Origin of the sequence: Actinoallomurus acaciae (assembly GCF_042429965.1) — a bacterium.
GTDB lineage: Bacteria > Actinomycetota > Actinomycetes > Streptosporangiales > Streptosporangiaceae > Actinoallomurus > Actinoallomurus acaciae.
In genome coordinates, this window is record NZ_JBHLZP010000704.1 from 1 (window position 1) to 3,465 (window position 3,465).

General features: G+C 73.8%; 4 protein-coding genes. 1 reads left to right on the forward strand and 3 read right to left on the reverse strand.

The genetic code is table 11. From position 1 onward, the window contains the following. The coding region (locus ACFFNX_RS45370; protein ID WP_378212505.1) for a hypothetical protein at positions 1-422 on the forward strand (422 nt) is incomplete at its 5' end. Between the two features lie 22 nt (positions 423-444). Here ACFFNX_RS45370 and serB read toward each other — a convergent pair. From serB to ACFFNX_RS45385, 3 genes are all read right to left on the reverse strand, one after another. Continuing rightward, entirely contained in the window at positions 445-1,662 is a 1,218-nt protein-coding gene (gene serB, locus ACFFNX_RS45375; protein ID WP_378212506.1) for a phosphoserine phosphatase SerB, read from the reverse strand. A gap of 111 nt (positions 1,663-1,773) precedes the next feature. Further along, positions 1,774-2,832, reverse strand: a complete 1,059-nt coding sequence (locus ACFFNX_RS45380) for an S-adenosylmethionine:tRNA ribosyltransferase-isomerase (protein WP_378212507.1) — start codon at positions 2,830-2,832, stop codon at positions 1,774-1,776. Continuing rightward, positions 2,825-3,465: MFS transporter (locus tag ACFFNX_RS45385; protein WP_512699884.1), on the reverse strand; the 641-nt coding region annotated here is incomplete at its 5' end. The genes ACFFNX_RS45380 and ACFFNX_RS45385, both read right to left, overlap by 8 nt.

Below are 3,465 nucleotides of genomic sequence, written 5' to 3' on the forward strand. Positions count from 1 at the left end.
ATACGGCGGTACGGCTCGCCCAGGAGCCGGCGCCGCCGGCCGAGCCGTTGCACGGCCTCCGTGAGGCGACGGCGATGGCGCGGCGGCTGCGCGACTATGCCGCCACGCTCGCGGCGCTGGTCCAGGAGCGGCCGGTGTCCGCAGGGCCGATCCCCGCGATCCTTCATCGGGTGGCCGATCATCTGGACGCGGAGGCCGGCGCCGACCCGCTGGAGCTCGGCGACCTGCTGGGCGAGCTGGACGCGCACCTGTCGCGGCTGTGCCGTCGCCGCCGCGCCGAGATCGCGGATGGCGCGAGGATCGACGCGGTGACCGCACTGCGCGAGGCGCTGATCGAGGTGGCGGGCGCCCGGCACGCCGTACGGGCCCTGGCCGAGGACGCCCACCGGCTGGCCGAACAGGGACGGGCGCTGATCGTCTGAGCTCTCCGGAGCCCAGGCCTCGTCAGCGGGCCAGCTCCGGGTCCTCGGCGTCGGCGGCCTCGATCTCCTCGCCCGAGATGCCGAGCAGGAACGCGATGCTGTCCATGTACGGCACGTTGACCGCGGTGTCGGCGGCCTGGCGGACGGCCGGCTTGGCGTTGTAGGCGATGCCCAGCCCGGCAGCCGCGATCATGTCGAGGTCGTTGGCGCCGTCGCCGATCGCCACCGTCTGGCTGAGTGGTACGCCCGCCTCGGCCGCGAAGCGTTCGAGCGCGGCGGCCTTGCCCGGCCGGTCGATGATCGGCCCGACCAGCCGCCCGGTCAACCTGCCGTCCTTGATCTCCAGGACGTTCGCGGCGGCGTAGTCGATGCCGAGGTCGGCGGCCAGCGCGTCGGTGATCTGGGTGAAGCCGCCGCTGACGATCGCGAATTTGTAGTCGAGCCGCTTGAGCGTGCGGACGAGGGTGCGGACGCCCGGGGAGAACTCCACACTGTGCCGCACGGCCTCCAGGACGCTCTCGTCGAGGCCCTCGAGCATCGCGACGCGCTCGCGCAGCGAGCCCTCGAAGTCGAGGTCGCCGCGCATCGCGGCCTCGGTGATCGCGGCGACCTGCGCCCTGCGGCCGGCGTGCTCGGCGAGCAGTTCGATGACCTCGCCCTGGATCAGGGTCGAGTCGACGTCCATGACGATGAGCCGCTTGGCCCGGCGGGCCAGGCCGCCGCGCTGGACCGCGACGTCCACCTGCAGCTCGGCGGCCTCGGCGGCCAGGGCCGTGCGCAGCCCGTCCGGGTCGGCGCCGGTGACGTGCAGTTCGATGCATGTCACCGGCTGGTGCGCGAGCCGCTCGATGCGGTCGATGTTGGCGCCGTGCGCGGCGATGCGGCCGGCGATGCCGGCGAGCGCGGCGGGTCGGAGCGCGCTACCGAGGATGGTGACGTGCAGCCGGCCGTGCCGCCGCCGCGCGCCCCGCTCGGAGTCGTTGCCCGACCCGGTGGCCAGCTCCAGCTCCATGCCGAGGTCGGTGGCGATCTCTTCGGTCGCGGCCAGAACCTTGCCGACATCGGTGTCGGAGCCATAGGAGACCAGCACCCCGAGCACCAGCCGTCCGCGGATCACCACCTGCTCGACGTCGGCCACGGTCACCGGGAACGCGGAGAGTGTGGTGAACAGGCGCGACGTCACTCCAGGACGGTCGCGGCCGGTCAGCGTGATCAGCAATGTGCGCTTCTTGGCATTCATGCTGCTCACCACGCTACTTGGCCGCGATCGGGTTTCGCTCCGGCGTCCACTATGCGGACACTCGGCGTTCGCCCTCAGGTCCCCCTCCCCTGCTCGTGGGGAAGCGTGTTCTCAGGGGTCGGGGATCTCGCCGCCGCGTCGGCGGAGCAGGAGGTTCACGTCGCCGAACTCATGCCACCTGTACTCCTCGGCCAGCGCCTCCTCATAGACCCGTTCCAGGAGCGCCTCTCCGGCGACCGCGGTCAGCATCCGCAGGTGTGATGATCGCGGCTCGTGCAGGCCCGTGAGCAGGCCGTCCACCGCCCGTACGCCCACCTCCGGCGTGACGACGTGCGAGGTCCATCCGCGCGATGGCCGGAGGAACCCGTGGCCGGCCACCGCGGTCTCCAGGGCCCGTACGACGGTCGTGCCGACGGCGACCACCCGGCCGCCCTCCCAGCGCACGTGGTTGACCAGCCGGGCTGTCGGGGCGGGCACGTCGTAGCGCTCGGGGTACGGCGGCTCGTCCTTCTCCGGCGACGCGACGCCCGTGTGCAGGGTGATCGGCGCGACCTGTACGCCGCGGGCGACGAGCCGGGTCACCAGCTCGTACGTGAACGGCCGCCCCGCGCTCGGCATCTCCGCGCTGCCGCCGTCCAGACCGTCCCCCACACCGGCCTCCACACCGGTCCCGAACACCGTTTGGTACGCCGACAGCGGCCAGTCGCGGCCCACGTAGCCGTACCGGATCGGCACGCCGTGGCGACGCAGGTACGGGACGACGTCGGTGTTCAGCCGGGCGCGCCACAGCCGTGGCGTCTGCCGTCCGAGCAGCGTGAGCGTCGCGCCGCCGGGCAGCGGGAACCACTCACCGCGGCGACCGCCCGGATACGGCACCGTCGCCCCGGCCTCGCGCAGCCGCAGCTCGACCAGCCAGGCGTCCTCGGCGCCGTCGGATCCGGGCGGCAGCGGACCGGAGAAGTGCAGCGCCAGCCGGTCCAGCCGTACGGCGGCGGGCAGCGTCGCCGAGGTGTTCACGACGAGCAGGTCGCCGGGGCGCAGCAGTTCGGGCAGCGCCCCGAACGAGTGATGGGTCACGCCGTCGGGCGTGCCGGCGAGCAGGCGGACGTCGTCGCGCCGCGCGGGCGGCTCACTCGCCTCGAGGGCCGGGGGAAGGGTGAAGTCACGCATGGGAGGCCTCGACTCGGTGGGCGGCCAGGGCCGCGACGATGGCGATGACGGCCGTGCAGGCCGCCCCGGTGTTCAGGCCCGCCGCGTTGACCAGCGCGCCCGCGATCCCGACGGCGAGCGACGAGCCGAGCGTGTCGCTGATCTGCATGGCGGAGGAGTTGGTGCCCTGGGCCTCCGGCGCGGACAGCCGGAGCACGAGCACGCTGAGGGCCGGAAAGGCGGTGCCGATGCCCACGCCCGCGACGATCCACGCGGGCAGGGCCAGCCAGCCGGAGACGTGGAGGGACAGCGCGACCCCGGCGACGCCCACGGCGTGCAGACCGGCGCCGGCCACGACGAACCGCACGCGCGAGGTGCCGGGGAACCGGCCCTGCCACCATGAGCCCGCCGACCAGCCGATCGCGCCCGCGGTGAGGACCAGCCCGGCCGTCGTTGGGCGGAAACCGAACCGCGTGGTCAGCGCCAGTGGGATGAACGCCTCGGTGCCGCCCATCGCGCCGAACAGCAGGCCCCGCATCGCGATCACCGCCGGCAGGCCGCGGCGCAGGCGCAAGAGGCCGCGCGGCATCAGCGCGCGCACGCCGTACCCGACCCCGGCGAGGCCGGTCAGAGCGGCGAGCAGCGCGAGGACCG